Origin of the sequence: Micromonospora sp. WMMD1102 (assembly GCF_029626265.1) — a bacterium.
Lineage (GTDB): Bacteria > Actinomycetota > Actinomycetes > Mycobacteriales > Micromonosporaceae > Plantactinospora.
Genome location: NZ_JARUBN010000001.1, coordinates 3,149,730 through 3,166,195, shown reverse-complemented (window position 1 = coordinate 3,166,195; position 16,466 = coordinate 3,149,730). Strand labels below are relative to the sequence as shown.

The window sequence follows — 16,466 nt, the reverse complement described above, 5'->3', positions numbered from 1 at the left end:
TTCGGGTCGTCACGGTGGTTCGGGGTCGAGGGTCATGCCGGTGTTGGCGAAGAAGCCGGCGAGGAGATCGGTCTGGTGCTGGCAGGCTCGTAGTCGTTGTCTGACCAGGTCGGCGAGGTGGTCGACGCCGTTGGCGGCGATGTTGGTCAGGCCGCGTTTCATCCAGCGCCAGACACCCTCGGTGGGGTTGAGGTCGGGTGCGTAGGCGGGTAGCCGGATCACGGTCAGCCAGGTCCGGGCGGCGATCAGGGCGTGCATGCGGCGGCTGACGTGCACGTTGAGGTTGTCCCAGATCAGCACGATCGGCGCCTGGAGGCGTCGGTGGGCCTGGTCGAGGAAGGCGATGTAGTCGTCCTTGCTGAAGCTGCCGCGTTCGCCGGCGCGGCCTCGGTGTAGCCGGGTGCGCCACATGAGCCGGCCTCGTTGTCCGGGCTTGAGGCAGACCAGGCCGGCGATCGAGATCCGGCCGGAGCCCTTGCCGGACACCTTGACGACGGGTGTGTGTCCGCGTCGGGCCCAGGTCCTGCTCACCGGTGGGCGGAGGACCTGTCCTGCCTCGTCCTGGAAGCAGATCCAGGCGCCGCGGGCTGCGGCTAATCTCTTACCGACGGCCACCGCCTACGGTGCCAGGTCGCGATCGCCTCCGGGTCACGTTCGACCGCCCGACGGGTCGGGACCTGCTGGCTGTAGCCCAGGCGGTGCAGTAGATAGGACACCCCGCGCAGGGTGTAGCCGACCGCGAAACGGCGTTCGATGACCTCGGCGACCCGGGCCAGCGTCCACCGGGCGTCGGGCCAGCCGTGGGCCAGAGGACCTTCATCGAGCATCTCCGTGAGTTCTTTGCGCTGCTCGGCGGAGAGTTTGCAGTCCGAGCCGCCCGGCCCGGTCGATGCCAGGGCGTTCGTTCCGCCGGCTACCCACCTACGTCGCCACTCACGGACGGACTTCTCGGAAACCCGCAGTTCAGAAGCGATCTTCGTCGTCGTTTTGGACTCCTCGAACATCGTCGCGGCCTGGATCCGGACCTTCTCACGCCGGACCCGGGCTGCCGCGTTCATGCCACCACCAGCCGGATACCTCATCACCCCGACCTACCCAAACCATCGACGCAGATCACGCGAACACGTCGAAGGACGTCAGCCTTTCAACCTCTGTAGCCGGCCATCAGGATCAGCGGCCGGAACTGGTGGGCGATCCGGCGCACCTCGGCGTAGTCCAGCAACCCGGGTCGGTGCCGTAACTGCGCTGGTCGAACATCTTGCCGGAGATGTTCGGCCGGAACCCGTGCGTCAGGTGCCCGCCCGCGTCCAACGACATGCCCAGCATCCGCTGGTCGCCCAGCTCCCGCCGGAGCACCGCCCAGTCGGCCTCGGTCAGCTCGTTGACCTGCCGGACCCCGGCCCGGCGCAGGGCCGGCGCCTCCACCCGGTCGGCGAGCACCGCCCAGAACGCCACCAGGTTCGCGTCGATCCCGGAGTGCGGCTGCACGTACGCGTGCGCCGCCCCGAACAGCTCCCGGGCATGTTCGGCCGCCACCGACTCCACCGTGTCGACGTTGCGGCAGCCGGCGTAGAACCGGCGCCCGACCGTGCCCTCGGCGTACTTGTCGCTGAACCAGTTGCCCATCGCCAGCAGTACCGCCGGGGAGGCGTACCGATCGCGTCGGCGATCCGGGGCTCCACCGCACGCACCACGTCGAGCGCCGCGCGGAACGCGACCGACTTGGTGCCGAGCGGGGACACCTGTGCCGAACCGGGCTGGGCAACGGGCTGGGACAGCTGATCTGCCATGCGAACCTCCTGGGCGGGAAAATCGGCCCAGGCGCACGGCACACGTCACTCGACGGGACCGCTTCCCGATGGTTGACCCCATCCCGAGCACGCCAGTCACGGTCCGGGCCGAGCGTACCAACCCGCCCGGTCCCGGGCGACCCGCCGCACCGGACCGGCGACGATCCGCCCCCGCGCCCCTCGCCGGATCGCGGCCGGCGGCCCGGCCCGCAGCCGCGGCCGGCTCCGCACCCCGGCCCGGGGCGCGGCTCAGCCCGCGTCGCGCAGTTCCGCCAGCCGCGCCTCGATCTCCGCCAGCTCGGCCCGCAGCTTCTCCGCCTGCTGCTCGGCCTCCCGCCGCTCCACCGCCATGATCTGCTCGACCGCCTCGTGCACCCCGGGTACGTCGATCAGCGCGATCATCTTCAACGCCTCGGCCGGCTTGATCATGTACGGCTTGGCCAGCGACTTCGTACCCTGAGCCGCCGCCAGCGTCCACTCGCCGTCGGCGTACGTCAACGTCACCGTCAGGCCGGCCGGACCCTTCGGTTTCGTCGCCTTGGCCGCCCGCCGGACCGGCTTCGGCTCGCCCTCGCCGCCCGCCGGGCTGGCCGGGGGCGTGTCCACTGCGGTCACTGCTGCCTCCTTGCGGGGTACCGGAACCGGCTCCCGGACAATCTTGAACTCTGGTTCGGCGACCGGCTCCGGCTCGGACCGGGCCGGCGCCCGCCGCCCCGTCGCACCCTTCGGCGCGATCGCCAGGTCGGTCGGGGAGAACGGCAACTCGTCGCGGCCGAACCGGACCACCACCCACTCCTCGGAGACCTCCGGATCGGTCAACTCCACCACCTGACCGAGCTGACCGGCGATCTGCCCAGCAGCCTCGGTGAACACCACCTTCGGCTTGCGACCGCCCGCCAACGCGTCCCTGATCTGCTGCAACTCCTCGGTGGACAACCCCTGGTCGGCGGTACGCGCGGCAGCCATCGAACCCCTCTTCCGTACACCTGTTTGATTTCTGACTTACTACCAGGCCGGCCCGACAACGTCGAGACGGACACACCGATCCGAGATCAACAGAACCGGGGGAGCGTACCGGCCGGCCCCGATCCGCCCCGACCGGCCCGCGCCTGGCAGGATCGCCTGCTACCGGACCCCCGGGGCACCGGACGGCCCGACGACGCGACGCGACGAGCGAGGGAGACGACGCGTGACTCCACTGACGGTGGTGACCGGCGGCAGCCGGGGGATCGGCGCCGCGACCGTGCGCCAGCTCGCCGCCGAAGGGCACGACCTGGTCTTCTGCTACCGAAGCGACGGCACCGCCGCCGACGAGGTGGTCCGGGACGTCACCGCCGCCGGACGCCGCTGCCTCGCCGTCCGCGCCGACACCACCGACCCCGACCAGGTGACCCGGCTCTTCGACCGGGCCGGCGAACTCGGCGAGCTGACCGGCCTGGTCAACAACGCCGGCGTCACCAGCCCGATCGGCCCGTTCACCGAGCTCACCGTCGACGACCTGCGGCACGTCGTCGACGTCAACCTGATCGGGTACGTCCTCTGCGCCCAACAGGCCGCCCGCCGGATGCGTCCCGGCGGCGCCATCGTCAACGTCTCCTCCGGCGCCGCCACCCTCGGCAGCCCCGGCGAGTACGTGCACTACGCCGCGGTCAAGGCCGCCACCGACACCCTGACCGTCGGCCTGGCCAAGGAACTCGGCCCGCGCGGCATCCGGGTCAACGCCGTCGCCCCCGGCATCATCCGCACCGAGATCCACGCCCGCTCCGGTCAACCGGACCGGCCGGACCAGGCCGCCGCCGCCATCCCGCTGGGCCGGGCCGGCGAACCCGACGAGGTCGCCGCCGCGATCACCTGGCTGCTCGGCCCCGGCGCCAGCTACACCACCGGCACCGTGCTCCGCGTCGCCGGTGGCCGCTGACCGGCCAGCCGGAATCCCGCGGTTCGGACAGAACGCGGAAACGGCACCGGACAGCAGGTCACAGGTACAAACCCGACGACCGGCAGCCGCCACCTGGGCAACCCCTGCCACGACATGGCACCATCGCCCAGGTGACCAGCACCTCCGCCGAACAGCACCTGCGGCACCTGGCCCGGCTGCGCCGCGTCCGCGACCGCATCGACCGGGAGCACGCACGGCCGCTGGACGTCGAGGCGCTGGCCCGGGGCGTGAACATGTCCGCCGGCCACCTCAGCCGCCAGTTCCGGCAGGCCTACGGGGAGTCGCCCTACTCGTACCTGATGACCCGGCGCATCGAGCGCGCGATGGCGCTGCTGCGCCGCGGCGACCTCAGCGTCACCGAAGTCTGTTTCACGGTCGGCTGCTCCTCCCTGGGCACCTTCAGCACCCGCTTCACCGAACTGGTCGGCATGCCGCCGAGCACCTACCGGGCCCGGGTGGCGGACGGGACCGGCGAATTGCCGTCCTGCCTGGCCAAACAGGTGACCAGACCGATCAGGAATCGAGAAGCGGGGCCCGTGCGGCCACAACTAGCGTGACCGGCATGGACATCACCATTCACTCGGCCTTCCTTCCGCAGACAGACCCGGACGCCGCCCTGGGCTTCTACCGCGACGTCCTCGGCTTCGAGGTCCGCAACGACGTCGGATACTCCGGAATGCGGTGGATCACCGTCGGCCCCGTCGAACAGCCGGGCACCTCCATCGTGCTGCACCCGCCGGCCGCCGACCCCGGCATCACCGACGACGAGCGGCGCACCATCCTCGAACTGATCGCCAAGGGCACCTACACTGCCATCACCCTGGCCACCCACGACCTCGACGGCGTCTTCGACCGGCTCCAGGCCAGCGGCGCCGACGTCGTCCAGGAGCCGACCGACCAGCCGTACGGCATCCGCGACTGCGCCTTCCGGGACCCCACCGGCAACCTGATCCGGATCAACCAGATCGGCTGACCGGGGCGTCCAGGACGACCACCACCGATCCCGACCGCAGAGCCCGATGGAGATTCGATAAGCATGGCCACCGAGACCGGGGCGTCGGCCCCGTACGCCGCCGACAGTCACGACCTGATCCGGGTACAGGGCGCCCGGGAGAACAACCTCAAGGACGTCGACGTCGAGATCCCGAAGCGCCGGCTGACGGTCTTCACCGGCGTCTCCGGCTCCGGCAAGAGCTCACTCGTGTTCGGCACCATCGCCGCCGAGTCACAGCGGCTGATCAACGAAACCTACAGCGCCTTCCTACAGGGCTTCATGCCGTCGCTGTCCCGACCCGAGGTCGACCTGCTCGACGGGCTGACGACGGCGATCATCGTCGACCAGGAACGGATGGGCGCCAACCCCCGCTCCACGGTCGGCACCGCGACCGACGCCAACGCCATGCTGCGGATCCTCTTCAGCCGGCTCGGGGACCCGCACATCGGCTCGCCGAACGCGTACTCGTTCAACGTCCCCTCGGTGAAGGCCAGCGGTGCGATCACCGTGGAACGCGGCGCCGGCAAGACCAAGACGGAGAAGGCGACCTTCACCCGGCTCGGCGGCATGTGCCCGCGCTGCGAGGGGATGGGCTCGGTCACCGACTTCGACCTGACCGCGCTCTACGACGACAGTCTCTCCCTCAACGAGGGCGCCCTCACCATCCCCGGCTACAGCATGGACGGCTGGTACGGCCGCATCTACCGCGGCTGCGGCTTCTTCGACCCGGACAAGCCAATCAGCAAGTACACCAAGCGGGAACTGCACGACCTGCTGCACAAGGAACCCACCAAGATCAAGGTGGACGGGATCAACCTGACCTACGAAGGACTGATCCCCAAGATCCAGAAGTCGTTCCTGTCCAAGGACGTCGACGCACTCCAACCGCACATCCGCGCCTTCGTCGACCGGGCGATCACCTTCACCACCTGCCCCGAATGCGCCGGCACCCGGCTGAGCAAGGAAGCCCGCTCCTCGAAGATCAAGGGTAAGAACATCGCCGACGTCTGCGCCATGCAGATCAGCGACCTGGCCGACTGGATCCGCGACCTCGACGAACCATCGGTCGCCCCGCTCCTCGCCGGCCTGCAACACCTGCTCGACTCCTTCGCCGAGATCGGACTCGGATACCTCTCCCTCGACCGCCCCTCCGGCACACTGTCCGGGGGAGAGGCGCAACGCACCAAGATGATCCGCCACCTCGGCAGCGCCCTCACCGACGTCACCTACGTCTTCGACGAACCGACGATCGGACTGCACCCGCACGACATCCAACGGATGAACGACCTACTGCTGCGCCTGCGGGACAAGGGCAACACCGTACTCGTCGTGGAACACAAACCCGAGACGATCGCCATCGCCGACCACGTCGTCGACCTCGGCCCCGGCGCCGGCACCAACGGCGGCACCGTCTGCTTCGAAGGCACCGTCGACGGACTACGCCGCAGCGACACCGTCACCGGCCGACACCTCGACGACCGCGCCACCCTCAAGAAAACCGTACGCACCCCCACCGGCAAACTGGAGATCCGCGGCGCCGCCACCCACAACCTGCGCGACGTCGACGTCGACATCCCGACCGGAGTGCTCTGCGTCGTCACCGGCGTCGCCGGCTCCGGCAAGAGCTCACTCATCCACGGCTCCGTCGCCGGCCGCGACGGGGTCATCTCGATCGACCAGGTCGCCATCCGCGGCTCACGGCGCAGCAACCCGGCCACCTACACCGGACTGCTAGACCCGATCCGCAAGGCGTTCGCCAAGACCAACGGCGTCAAGCCGGCCCTGTTCAGCGCCAACTCCGAAGGCGCCTGCCCCACCTGCAACGGCGCCGGGGTGATCTACACCGACCTCGGCGTCATGGCCACCGTCGAATCCACCTGCGAGGAATGCGAAGGCAGGCGGTTCCAGGCCTCCGTACTCGAATACACCCTCGGCGGCCGCAACATCGCCGAAGTACTCGCGATGTCGGTCACCGAAGCCGAGGAGTTCTTCGGCACCGGCGACGCGAAGACACCCGCCGCGCACAGCATCCTCGACCGGCTCGCCGACGTCGGACTCGGCTACCTCAGCCTCGGCCAACCCCTCACCACCCTCTCCGGCGGCGAGCGGCAGCGGCTCAAACTCGCCACCCACATGGGCAGCAAGGGCGGCACCTACATCCTCGACGAACCGACCACCGGCCTGCACCTCGCCGACGTCGAACAACTGCTCGGCCTGCTCGACCGGCTCGTCGACTCCGGCAAGTCGGTGATCGTCATCGAACACCACCAGGCGGTCATGGCGCACGCCGACTGGATCGTCGACCTCGGCCCCGGCGCCGGCCACGACGGCGGCCAGGTCGTCTTCGAAGGCACCCCCGCCGACCTGGTCGCCGCCCGTACCACCCTCACCGGCCAGCACCTCGCCGCCTACGTCGGCCGCTGACCGCCGTCACCCCGGACGATCCCCGTCCGGGCACCGCCGTTCGCGGTGCCCGGACGGGCCCCCGTCGCCGTGCCGGTCGCGGCCGGCACCGGCACCGGCACCGGCGGAGCCGACCGGGTGCGCAGCGAGTCATCCCCCTTCTGCCGACCGGTCCCCGTCCGCTGTCCCGTCCCCATCCGGGTCCCGGTCGCGCTGTACCGCCTCCGCGATGCGCCTGATCCGGCGCAGCCGGGCGTCCCAGGCGGTCCCCACCTCGGCGAGCTGGGCGACAGCACGGGCGAGCTGGGCCTGGTCGACCCGGAACTGCCGCTCCCGGCCGACGGTGCTGGCCCGCACCAGACCCACCCGGTCGAGGACGACCAGATGCTTCGCCACCGCCTGCCGGGTCACCGGCAACCGCTCGCTCAGGCTGGTCGCCGTCCCGCCGCCCGCACTGAGCAGCAGGTCGAGCATCCGACGCCGGATCGGGTCGCCGACCGCCGACCAGAGGTCGTCGTCCACCCTCACCGTCGGGCGCCCGCACCGACCCGTGCCGCGTACACCGGCAGTCGCGGCAGGTAGAAGTCCCAGCCGGTGACATGATCGGCGTACTCGGCGGCGGCCTTCGCCTCGTCCCAGCCGCGCTCCCGGAAGCCGCTCTCGGTCATCCGCAGCCGCGTCCCACCATCCGCCGGCTCCAGTTCGAAGACGACCAGCAGCGAATTGCCCGGCACGGCACGCTGCCCCTCGTCGTGCGTCCACCGGAAGGAGAAGAGCCGCGGCGGTACGGCGTCGACGACCGCGAACTGCACCCAGGTCCCGTCCGGCGAGAAGTCCCCGAAGCCGATCCGGCCCGCACCGCCGGGCACCGCCGGGTACTCCGCCTCGTCCGGCCACCACTCGCGCAGATGCTCGGGACTGCTGACCACGTCGAAGACGACCTCGGGTGCCGCGTCGACGTGGATCTCCCGCTCGATCGTTCCGAACTCCATGTCTGCCACCTTTCCGCAACGTTTGGTTGCACATCACGCTAGCCGATCCACTCAGCGACGCGCAACCGCCGGTTGCATAACAGGGCCGCACGAAAGCCACCGCCACAGGGGGGAGCACACGTGTTCGACGCCGAACGGCGCACCCATGAGGACCCTCGGCGGCACGCGGGACACGAGGCCACCGAGAGGCCGCCGGCAATCCCGACGGTGGTCGCCACTGGTCGGCGACGTGCGTCCAGGCGGCGCGACCGAAGCGACAGCGGCCGTCGAGTCGGAGGCTGTCGTCGGGGCGGCCGAGCCGCCGGGAAGCCCTCGCTCGACAGCGATAACGCGAGGTCGATAATGTACATTATGTCAACCTGCCAACTTCGGGCCGCCCCGACCGGGGCACGGCGGGCGGGAAATCGGTGGCGGCGCCGGATGGTCGGAGCGACGCTTCGCGGTATGGCCGAGACCTTCTTCGACGAGTGGATCGCGCAGCGGTACGAGACGCTCTGGCCGGAGCTGTTCGACCCCGCCGTCGTCGACCCGGCCGTCGATTTCCTGGCCGAGCTGGCCGGCACCGGTCCGGCGCTCGAATTCGGCGTCGGCACCGGGCGCCTCGCGGTGCCGCTTACCCGCCGGGGCGTGCCCGTGCACGGGATCGAGCTGTCCCGCGCCATGGTCGACCAGCTCCGGTCCCATCCCGGCGGCGGAGACGTCGGTGTCACCGTCGGCGACCTGGCCACCGCCCGGGTCGACGCGACGTTCCGCGTCGTGTACCTGGTGCGCAACACGATCACGAACCTGACCAGCCAGGACGAGCAGGTGGCGGCGTTCGGCAACGCCGCCCGGCACCTGGAGCCCAGCGGCTGTTTCGTGGTGGAGAACTACATCCCGGGGATTCGCCAGTTGCCTCCCGGTGAGACCGTACGGGTCTTCACCGCCACGCCGACCCACCTCGGTTTCGAGGAGTACGACCTGACGGCGCAGCTGGCGTACTCGCGCCACTACTGGGTGCTGGACGAGCGGCTGCGTACGTTCTCCTCGCCCCACCGCTACGTCTGGCCCGCCGAACTCGACCTGATGGCGAGGCTGGCCGGGTTGCGGCTGGTCGGGCGCTGGAGCGACTGGCACCGTACGCCGTTCACCGGCGAGAGTCGCGCGCACGTCTCGGTCTGGCAGAAGTCGCCCCACGATCGCCCCGACGACAGCCGCGCGCCGCTGGAGTGACCGCGCTCCGTACCGGCCGCAGCGACCCCGGGTGGGACACCCCCTCTCTCCCACCCGGAGATCGTCGCCCGTCGCGACCGATCAAGATCGCCTATCGCTCGATCGTCCTAAATCATGCATAATATTCGTTATGCAGGACAAAGAGGACTTTCTACTACTCCCCCTGGTCGAACAGTTCCTGATCTCCCGAGCCACCCGCAAGCCGTCCCCGCACACGCTGGCCGCGTACCGCCGGGATCTGCTGGCGGTCGCCCGGTTGGTCGCCGACGGCCTGGCCACTCCCCTCCCCCTGCCGGCGCTGCCGGTCAGTGCCCTGACCGCCCGGTCGCTGCGCGCGGCGTTCGCGAGGTTCGCCGCTCCCCGGGCCGCCGCGTCGATCTACCGGGCCTGGTCCACCTGGAACGGCTTCTTCGACTTCCTGGTGGCCGAGCAGGTGCTCGGCGGCAACCCGATGCCGGCCGTCGACAAGCCCCGGGTGCCTCCTGCCCCACCGAAACCGCTGCGCGGCGAACGCACGCCGGAGCAGTTGTTGGACGGGGTGGCCCGGCCCGACCGGCGGCAGCGTGATCCGTGGCCGGAGCGGGACCTCGCGGTGCTGGCCCTGGCACTCTGCGCCGGGCTGCGCCTGGCCGAGCTGCTGGCATTGCGCACGGGTTCGCTGGTCGGCCGGGACGGTGAGCGCCGGATCGAGGTGACCGGCAAGGGCAGCCGGTCCCGGCTGATTCCGGTGGAGCCGGAACTCGACCGGGTGGTCGTGGACTACCTGGAGAGCCGGCGTCGCCGGTTCGGCGCCCGTACCGTCGGGCCGGACTCGGTGCTGCTGGTGGACCGGCAGGGGGCGCCGCTGCGCCGAGGTGGCCTGCAGTATCTGGTGGAGTCCTGCTATCGGCGGGCCGGGATCACCGACCGGGTGCCGCCGGGAGCGCGGCTGCACGCGCTGCGGCACACCTTCGCGACCCGGTTGGCGGAGGACGGGGCGAGCGCGCCGGAGATCATGCGTCTGTTGGGGCATGCGAGTCTGGCGACGAGTCAGAGCTACATCGAGGTGACTGCCGAGCAGGAGCGGGCGGCGGTGCGGGCGAACCGGACCAACCGTTCGCTGGGTCGGCTGCTGTCGTCGCGGACGGCGTGAGCGGTTTCCGGATCGAGGTGGGGTTCACCCGGTCCGGTTCGGGAAGACCCGGGCGAGGCCGAAGGTGGCGATGCCGGCCACCACCACGGTGAGTAGGCCGACGCGCAGGCTGGTGAGGTCGGCGATGAAGCCGACCAGTGGTGGGGACAGCAGCAGGCCCACGCGCAGTAGCCAGCTGACGATGGTCAGGCCGGCCCCGTGGGGTATTCCCGGTAGTTCGTCGGCGGCGTGCATGGCGGCGGGCACGAGGGTGGCGAACCCGAGGCCGGCGAGGGCGAATCCGGCCAGCGCCGTGCCCACCGAGGGTACTGCGAGGGCGGCACCCATGCCGACGGCGGCGAGTGCCGCCCCGGCCCTGGCGACCGGGCGCTGCCCGAAGCGATCCACGATGCGGTCGCCCGCGAGGCGGCCGATCGTCATGGCGGCCTGGAAGACCACGACGGCGAGGCCGGCGACGGCGGCACTGGCGTGCAGGCTGGTGAGGAAGAGTGCGCCCCACGAGGCGCCGGAGTCCTCCACCAGGGCGCCGAACGCGGCCAGCGCGCTCAGCGCGGCGAGCATCCGTACGGTGGGTCCACCCCAGGAGCGCCAGCCGCCGGGGCGGGCCGGCGGGTCGCCCGGCTGGCCGTCCGCGGCGGCCAGGTCCCGGACTTCGGCTGTCCGTTCGGCGTCGTCCGGGCCGGGTAGCAGGAACCGGTAGGCGACCAGGGCGACGAGGCTCCACGTCGCCGCGGAGATGCCCAGGTGCACGGCGAGGGGCAGGTCGAGGCCGGCGGCGGCGGAGCCCATCAGACCGCCGAGGACCGCGCCGATGCTCCACACGCCGTGCAGCGAGTTGAGGATGGATCGGCCGTAGAGCCGCTGCACCCGCAGGCCGTGGGCGTTCTGGGCGACGTCGACGATCGCGTCGAGTGCGCCCACGAGGAGCAGCACGGCGCCGAAGGCGATCCAGGTCGGGGCGACGGGGACGGCAAGTGTCGCGATGGTGGTGGTGACGATCCCGAAGGCCGCCACCCGGGCGGAGCGGAACCGGCGGATGGCCGCGCCGGCGAGCAGGCCGGCTACCAGCGCGCCGATCGAGTACCCGGCGATGGCGGTGCCGAGCACGGCGTTGCTGATGCCGAGGTCGGCCTTGATCTGCGGGTAGCGCGGGACGACGCTGAAGAACACGGCCCCGTTGGTGAGGAACAGCGCGGCGACGGCGGCGCGGGCCTGGCGTGCCTGCCGGGTGGGCGCGGCCGTGGCGGCGGCGGTCAAGGTGTGCTCCGGGGCGGGTCGGGTGGGTGGCTCGGCCGGGGAACGGACCCGGCCAGGCTGGCGGTCAGGCGAGGTCGACGACGAGTGGCCGGTGGTCGGAGATGGTGGCGATCGGGGTGTCGACGGCGGTGACGGCGGGCAGTGGTTGTCCGTCGCGGGGGTCGGCGAGGATGTGGTCGAGTTGGACGCGGGGTTGCCCGGCCGGGTAGGTGGGGCGGCGGGCCAGGGAGCGCCAGCCGGAGACGAGGGTGGCGAGGCCGGCGGGCAGGTTGAGGTCGCCGAGCAGGATCCGGGGTGGTGGCAGGCTGCGCAGGGCGCGGACGACCTGGCGTAGTTGTCGGATGTTCCAGCCGGGTACGAACGAGAGGTGGGTGGCGGCGGCGGTGATCGGCCCGTACGGGGTGTCGAGGATGGCGGCGAGGACGACCCTGGGTTCGTCGCGGAGCAGGATGATGCCGCCGCCGGGGCCGGGGTCGATGACCGGGGAGCGTACGGGTACCGGGGAGAGCCGGGTGACCTGCCAGGAGCGGACCGGGTAGCGGCTGACCAGGCCGATGCCGTAGAGGGGTTCGCCGTGGCCGTCGTCGTCGTGGGTCAGTGGGCGGAACCGTTCGCCGGGGGTGCCGACGACGGCGGCGGCGAATCGGTGTTCGGGGGCGTTCATCGCCCGGGCGGCGACGGCGGTGAGGTCGAGGTGGTTGCTGCGGGACTGGTCGCGGTCGACTTCCTGGAGGGCCAGGATGTCGGCGTCGAGGGTGGCGACGGCGGCGGCGAGTCGGGTCTCGTCGACGAGGCCGTCGTGCGGGGATCGACCGTTCAGCAGGTTGAAGGTTGCCAGGCGCACCTGCACACCTTACGGCGGGATGTGCGACAGTTTCGGCGTGGTCTTCAAAGCGCTGTGTTGTTCCGCGCTGGTGTTCGTGGCGCTGGGCGCGGTCGGGGTCTGGTTGCGGCGCAGGCGGGGTCGCTGATCGGCTGGCGGGGTCGTGGTCGGCTGGGCGGGTGCGGTCAGCGTTCGGGGCTGGCGAACCGTCCGGCGCGGATTTCCCGTAGGGCGTGGCGGCGGGTGTCGCCGCGCAGGGTGTCGACGTAGAGGCGGCCGGCGAGGTGGTCGGTCTCGTGTTGCAGGGCGCGGGCGAGGAAGCCGCTGCCGGTGATGGTGCAGGGTTCGCCGTGCTGGTCGAAGCCGTGTGCGGTGGCGTGCATGGCGCGTGGGGTCGGGAAGTAGAGGCCGGGGATGGAGAGGCAGCCTTCGTCGTCGTCCTGCGTCTCGGCGGAGAGTTCGAGGGTGGGGTTGACGAGGTGGCCGCGCTCGCCGTCGGCGTCGTAGACGAAGACCTGGGCGCTGATGCCGATCTGCGGTGCGGCGACTCCGGCGCGGCCGGGTGCGCCGAGGAGGGTGTCCATCAGGTCGGTGACCAGGTCGCGTAGTTCGGTGTCGAAGCTGGTCACCGGCTCGCAGGGGGTGCGGAGCACGGGGTCTCCGATGATCCGGATGGGCCGCATCGTCATGACCGGAACCCTATCGGTTCGTTACCGTCCCGGGGTGTCCCGGTGCGCTGTGACGCCGCCGCTCCCCTGTGGCCGAGGTCGTGGGATGGCCCGGGCAGTTTTCCGTACGCTGTACAGTATAATGGCGCCGCTTGGTACGGGGGTGCCTCCGCCGATCACGGACACGGGCGGGCAGGCGGGCAGGCGGGCGAAGGGGACGACCGGAGATGCGACCGAAGACGACGGTGGAGCCCGCCGGACGGCCACTCCGGCCCGGCGACGATGCCGGGAACGACGCGGAGCAGCGCTGGGTGGCCGGCTGCGCCGTGGCGTTCGAGCCGGCCGATCCGCCCCGGGCCGGGATGCTGGTGTTCTGGCGCCCGGACGGCGACGAACTCCCGGGTGGTAGCGGGCTCCCGGGCGACGGTCGGCTCCCGGGCGACGGTGGGCGCCCGGTAGACGAGCCGGGCCGGGGCGGCGAGCTGACCGTGGTCGTACCGGAGGGGGCTGGCGTGCGTATCCGGGTGGTGCCGGCGCGTCGGCTGCCGGTCGGCGAGGCACTGCCGCTGCTGCTGGCGACTGCGGACCGGCCGGTCGAGCCGGCGCTGGCGTACTGGTCGGCGGCGGCGCGGCTGGCGCTGCACCTGGTGGCCCGGCGCCGGATCCTGCCGGCGGTGTCACCGGCCGGCGTCGACGCCTGGGCCGTCGGGGCGCTGGACGCGGCCGACGCGGACCGGATCCGGGAACTGGCGGCGGCGATGCCGACCCTGGCCCGGGCGAATCCGGTGCCGGCGGACCCGGACAGCGACCCGCCGGCCGGCCCGCTGCTGCCGGACCCGGCGGCCCTGTTGCGCGGTTTCCTCGACGCGGTCGCGGACATCCTGCCGCGCTCCCCCGCCGCCCGGCACGCCGCCGGCACCGACACGTTCGCCGCGATGGCGCCGCAGTCGGTGCCCCGGCTGCGCGGCTGGGCCGAGGAGGTCCGCGCCGGCCTCGACCCCGGGACCCGCGTCTCGGTACGGCTGGAGCCGGTCGACGGCGACCTCAGCCGGCCCGGGCTGCGGGCGGTGGTGCAGGTGCACAGCCTGCTGGACCCGGCGCTGGTGGCCGACGCGGCAGCGCTGTGGCACGGCGGCGCCGCCGGCTTCGGCCCCCGGGCCCGGCTGGACGCCACGGTGGCGATCCGGCGGGCAGCCGGCGTCTGGCCGCCGCTGGGGCACCTGCTCGACGCCGCCGTACCGGGTGAACTGCTGTTGACCGACGAGGAGGTCGGCGAGCTGGTCGCCGGCGCGGCCGGCCGGCTGGCGGCGGCCGGGATGGCGGTGCACTGGCCCCGGGAGCTGGTCGAGGGGCTTACCTCCCGGGCGGTACTCGGTGCCGTCGAGGAGCCGCCGTCGGATCTGCCCGCCTTCTTCGGCGGGGACGGGCTGCTCCGGGTCGATTGGCAGCTGACCCTCGGTGGGCGGCGGCTGACCGCCGCCGAACTGGACGTGCTCGCCGAGGCGCACCGGCCGGTGGTCCGGTTGCGTGACCGGTGGGTACTCGTCGACCCTGAGCTGGCCGCCCGGGCCCGTAAGCCGGGGCTGCCGCCGGTCGGCGCGATCGAGGCGCTCGGTGCCGCGTTGACCGGGACGATCGAACTCGACGGGCAGACCGTTCCGGTGGACACCACCGGTTGGCTGGACCGGCTGCGGCGCCGGATCGCCGACCCGGAGCCGACCGGTGGGGAGCCGGACCGGGATGACGAGCCGGACCGGGGCGCCGATCCCGGCCAGTCCGGTGGGCGGTCGCGGCGCGGTGGGCCGGAGCCGGTCGGGGCACCGGCCGGGCTGGCCGGCACCCTGCGGGACTACCAGCTGCGCGGGCTGCGCTGGCTGGCCCGGATGACGGAGTTGGGGCTGGGTGGCTGCCTCGCCGACGACATGGGGCTGGGCAAGACGATCACGTTGATCGCCCTGCACCTGCACCGGGGTGCCGATCCGGCGACCGCCGGCCCGACCCTGGTGGTCTGCCCCGCCTCGCTGCTGGGCAACTGGGAGCGGGAGATCGGCCGGTTCGCCCCCGGCGTCCCGGTGCGGCGCTTCCACGGCGGCCGGCGCAGCCTGGACGGGGTGACCGGCGGGTTCCTGCTGACGACGTACGGGACGATGCGGCGCGACGTCGAGCGGCTGGCCGGGGTGCGGTGGGGGCTGGTCGTCGCCGACGAGGCACAGCACGTGAAGAACCGTGCCTCGGGTACCGCCCGGGCGCTGCGCCGGATCCCGTCCGCCGCCCGGGTCGCCCTCACCGGTACCCCGGTGGAGAACAACCTGACCGAGCTGTGGGCGATCCTGGACTGGACCACGCCCGGCCTGCTCGGCCCGTTGTCCCGGTTCCGGGCCCGCTGGGCGGCGCCAGTCGAGTCCGGCCGGGATCCGGCGGCGGCGCGACGGCTGGCCCGGCTGGTCGCCCCGTTCCTGCTGCGCCGTCGCAAGTCGGATCCGGGCATCGCGCCGGAGCTGCCGCCGAAGACCGAAACCGATCATGCGGTCGCGTTGACCGGCGAGCAGGCCGGTCTCTACGAGGCGGTGGTCCGGGAGACGATGGCGCGGATCCGGGACAGCAGCGGGATTGCCCGCCGGGGTCTGGTGCTGGAGCTGCTGACCTCGTTGAAGCAGGTGTGCAACCATCCGGCGCACTACCTGCGGGAGACGCGGCCCCGGCTGGCCGGCCGGTCCGGCAAGCTGGAGCTGCTCGACGAGCTGGTCGACACGATTCTCGCCGAGGGCGGCGCGCTGCTGGTCTTCACCCAGTACGTCGCGATGGCCCGGCTGATCGAGCGGCACATGAGCGACCGGGGCGTACCGGCACAGCTGTTGCACGGCGGCACCCCGGTCGCCCGCCGCGACGAGCAGGTACGCCGGTTCCAGGCCGGTGAGGTGCCGGTCTTCCTGTTGTCGCTACGGGCGGCCGGCACGGGGTTGAACCTGACCCGGGCCGATCACGTGGTGCACTACGACCGGTGGTGGAACCCGGCCGTCGAGGAGCAGGCCACCGACCGGGCGTACCGGATCGGGCAGACCCGTCCGGTGCAGGTGCACCGGCTGGTCGCCGAGGGGACGGTCGAGGACCGGATCGCCGCCCTGCTCGTGGTCAAGCGGGAGCTCGCCGACGCGGTCCTGTCCGGTGGGGAGGCCGCGTTGACCGAGCTCTCCGACGCCGAGCTGGCGTCCCTGGTCGAGTTGCGGGGGCCGGCGTGAGTGGCGTGGTGCGGCGG

Annotated in this window: 15 protein-coding genes, 1 pseudogene and 1 riboswitch; of the genes and pseudogenes, 7 read left to right on the top strand and 9 right to left on the bottom strand. The window is 72.0% G+C overall.

The annotated features are described in order from the left end of the window. Positions 1–9: 9 nt before the first annotated feature. From O7626_RS14095 to O7626_RS14080, 4 genes and pseudogenes are all read right to left on the bottom strand, one after another. Positions 10–615, bottom strand: a complete 606-nt coding sequence (locus O7626_RS14095; RefSeq protein WP_278061625.1) for a transposase — start codon at positions 613–615, stop codon at positions 10–12. Next, positions 594–1,058 carry a winged helix-turn-helix domain-containing protein gene (locus O7626_RS14090; protein ID WP_278061624.1) on the bottom strand — a complete coding sequence of 155 codons (465 nt, stop codon included), beginning with the start codon at positions 1,056–1,058 and terminating at the stop codon, positions 594–596. The genes O7626_RS14095 and O7626_RS14090 overlap by 22 nt, the downstream gene beginning before the upstream one ends. 95 nt (positions 1,059–1,153) lie before the next feature. After that, a pseudogene (locus O7626_RS14085) lies at positions 1,154–1,742 on the bottom strand (glycine hydroxymethyltransferase); the annotation flags it as partial. A gap of 66 nt (positions 1,743–1,808) precedes the next feature. Then, positions 1,809–1,900: riboswitch (ZMP/ZTP riboswitch) on the bottom strand. Positions 1,901–2,039: 139 nt separating this feature from the next. After that, positions 2,040–2,756, bottom strand: coding sequence for a hypothetical protein (locus O7626_RS14080; protein ID WP_278061623.1), 717 nt, complete (start codon positions 2,754–2,756; stop codon positions 2,040–2,042). Between the two features lie 223 nt (positions 2,757–2,979). Here O7626_RS14080 and O7626_RS14075 point away from each other — a divergent pair, with 223 nt between their 5' ends. The 4 genes from O7626_RS14075 to O7626_RS14060 all read left to right on the top strand — a co-directional run bounded on the left by O7626_RS14075 (position 2,980) and on the right by O7626_RS14060 (position 7,147). Continuing rightward, positions 2,980–3,708 carry an SDR family oxidoreductase gene (locus tag O7626_RS14075; RefSeq protein WP_278061622.1) on the top strand — a complete coding sequence of 243 codons (729 nt, stop codon included), beginning with the start codon at positions 2,980–2,982 and terminating at the stop codon, positions 3,706–3,708. Positions 3,709–3,839: 131 nt separating this feature from the next. Further along, on the top strand, positions 3,840–4,286 hold the full coding sequence (locus tag O7626_RS14070; protein WP_278061621.1) for a helix-turn-helix transcriptional regulator: 447 nt from the start codon (positions 3,840–3,842) through the stop codon (positions 4,284–4,286). Positions 4,287–4,291: 5 nt separating this feature from the next. Continuing rightward, positions 4,292–4,702: a VOC family protein gene (locus tag O7626_RS14065; protein ID WP_278061620.1), complete on the top strand. Its 411-nt coding sequence runs from the start codon at positions 4,292–4,294 to the stop codon at positions 4,700–4,702. Between the two features lie 63 nt (positions 4,703–4,765). Then, positions 4,766–7,147, top strand: coding sequence for an excinuclease ABC subunit UvrA (locus tag O7626_RS14060; protein ID WP_278061619.1), 2,382 nt, complete (start codon positions 4,766–4,768; stop codon positions 7,145–7,147). 129 nt (positions 7,148–7,276) lie between these two features. Here O7626_RS14060 and O7626_RS14055 read toward each other — a convergent pair whose 3' ends face one another. Both O7626_RS14055 and O7626_RS14050 read right to left on the bottom strand, forming a co-directional pair. Further along, positions 7,277–7,654: a winged helix-turn-helix domain-containing protein gene (locus O7626_RS14055; RefSeq protein WP_278061618.1), complete on the bottom strand. Its 378-nt coding sequence runs from the start codon at positions 7,652–7,654 to the stop codon at positions 7,277–7,279. Beyond that, positions 7,651–8,118: an SRPBCC domain-containing protein gene (locus tag O7626_RS14050; protein WP_278061617.1), complete on the bottom strand. Its 468-nt coding sequence runs from the start codon at positions 8,116–8,118 to the stop codon at positions 7,651–7,653. Before O7626_RS14050 ends, O7626_RS14055 begins: the two co-directional genes overlap by 4 nt. A gap of 444 nt (positions 8,119–8,562) precedes the next feature. Between O7626_RS14050 and O7626_RS14045 the strand changes: the two genes are divergently transcribed. Together O7626_RS14045 and O7626_RS14040 are read left to right on the top strand one after the other, a co-directional pair. After that, complete coding sequence (locus O7626_RS14045; protein WP_278061616.1) at positions 8,563–9,330, top strand: class I SAM-dependent methyltransferase; 768 nt, start codon at positions 8,563–8,565, stop codon at positions 9,328–9,330. 130 nt (positions 9,331–9,460) lie between these two features. Continuing rightward, entirely contained in the window at positions 9,461–10,462 is a 1,002-nt protein-coding gene (locus O7626_RS14040) for a tyrosine-type recombinase/integrase (RefSeq protein ID WP_278061615.1), read from the top strand. Between the two features lie 24 nt (positions 10,463–10,486). Here the strand turns inward: O7626_RS14040 and O7626_RS14035 are convergent, their stop codons facing one another. From O7626_RS14035 to def, 3 genes are all read right to left on the bottom strand, one after another. Then, entirely contained in the window at positions 10,487–11,719 is a 1,233-nt protein-coding gene (locus O7626_RS14035) for an MFS transporter (RefSeq protein ID WP_278061614.1), read from the bottom strand. Between the two features lie 64 nt (positions 11,720–11,783). Then, complete coding sequence (locus O7626_RS14030; protein WP_278061613.1) at positions 11,784–12,563, bottom strand: endonuclease/exonuclease/phosphatase family protein; 780 nt, start codon at positions 12,561–12,563, stop codon at positions 11,784–11,786. Positions 12,564–12,727: 164 nt separating this feature from the next. Next, positions 12,728–13,231, bottom strand: a complete 504-nt coding sequence (gene def, locus O7626_RS14025; protein WP_278061612.1) for a peptide deformylase — start codon at positions 13,229–13,231, stop codon at positions 12,728–12,730. Between the two features lie 206 nt (positions 13,232–13,437). Between def and O7626_RS14020 the strand changes: the two genes are divergently transcribed. Then, positions 13,438–16,449 (top strand): SNF2-related protein, encoded by a 3,012-nt coding sequence (locus tag O7626_RS14020; RefSeq protein ID WP_278061611.1) that lies wholly within the window; start codon positions 13,438–13,440, stop codon positions 16,447–16,449. Positions 16,450–16,466: the final 17 nt, after the last annotated feature.

What these genes read in the sequence shown, in the direction of transcription:
- O7626_RS14090 (WP_278061624.1), bottom strand. Translation starts at nt 1,058, where the DNA reads ATGAACGCGGCAGCCCGGGTCCGGCGTGAGAAGGTCCGGATCCAGGCC.
- O7626_RS14080 (WP_278061623.1), bottom strand. Translation starts at nt 2,756, where the DNA reads ATGGCTGCCGCGCGTACCGCCGACCAGGGGTTGTCCACCGAGGAGTTG.
- O7626_RS14065 (WP_278061620.1), top strand. Translation starts at nt 4,292, where the DNA reads ATGGACATCACCATTCACTCGGCCTTCCTTCCGCAGACAGACCCGGAC.
- O7626_RS14060 (WP_278061619.1), top strand. Translation starts at nt 4,766, where the DNA reads ATGGCCACCGAGACCGGGGCGTCGGCCCCGTACGCCGCCGACAGTCAC.
- O7626_RS14050 (WP_278061617.1), bottom strand. Translation starts at nt 8,118, where the DNA reads ATGGAGTTCGGAACGATCGAGCGGGAGATCCACGTCGACGCGGCACCC.
- O7626_RS14045 (WP_278061616.1), top strand. Translation starts at nt 8,563, where the DNA reads ATGGCCGAGACCTTCTTCGACGAGTGGATCGCGCAGCGGTACGAGACG.
- O7626_RS14040 (WP_278061615.1), top strand. Translation starts at nt 9,461, where the DNA reads ATGCAGGACAAAGAGGACTTTCTACTACTCCCCCTGGTCGAACAGTTC.
- def (WP_278061612.1), bottom strand. Translation starts at nt 13,231, where the DNA reads ATGACGATGCGGCCCATCCGGATCATCGGAGACCCCGTGCTCCGCACC.
- O7626_RS14020 (WP_278061611.1), top strand. Translation starts at nt 13,438, where the DNA reads ATGCGACCGAAGACGACGGTGGAGCCCGCCGGACGGCCACTCCGGCCC.